Genomic DNA, 590 nt, shown 5'->3' on the forward strand with positions numbered 1-590 from the left:
TGATGTCGGACAGGCCCGGGGTGTCCGTGGTGAAGCCGATCGCGCGGCAGCCCTCCTGGACGTCCGCGCGTTCCACGAGGGTGCGGGTCAGCGGGTCCTGCTCGTTGAACACGCAGGCCACCCGCGTGTTCGCATACACCTTGCCCTTGGCGGCGGCGTACTCGTCCATCGAGCCGTGCCAGTCCACGTGGTCCTCGGCGAGGTTCAGCACCGCGGACGAGGCCGGGGCCAGGCCGTGCGTCCAGTGCAGCTGGAAGCTGGAGAGCTCGAGGGCGAGCACGTCGAAACCCTCCGGGTCGCGGATCGCGTCGAGCACGGGGGTGCCGACGTTGCCGCAGGCCACCGCCCGACGGCCGTCCGCCCGCAGGATGGCCTCGACCATCGTCACGGTGGTCGTCTTGCCGTTCGTGCCCGTCAGGCACACCCAGTCGGCGGTCTTCCGCCCGGCGCGCTCGCGCAGCCGCCAGGCCAGTTCGACGTCGGACCAGATCGGCAGGCCCGCCGCGTGGGCGGCCATCAGCAGCGGCTGGTCCGGCCGCCAGCCCGGGGAGGTCACGACGAGGTCCGCGGCGGCGCCGTCGACCTCGGGC

General features: G+C 73.1%; 1 protein-coding gene. It reads right to left on the reverse strand.

Annotated features, from left to right (window positions below; translation table 11 throughout):
• Positions 1–590, reverse strand: a 590-nt coding sequence (locus tag D8M29_RS13130; protein WP_255420508.1) for a Mur ligase family protein, incomplete at both ends; no start/stop codon positions are given.

Source organism: Micrococcus sp. HSID17227, assembly GCF_003989405.1.
Classification (GTDB): Bacteria; Actinomycetota; Actinomycetes; order Actinomycetales; family Micrococcaceae; genus Micrococcus; species Micrococcus luteus.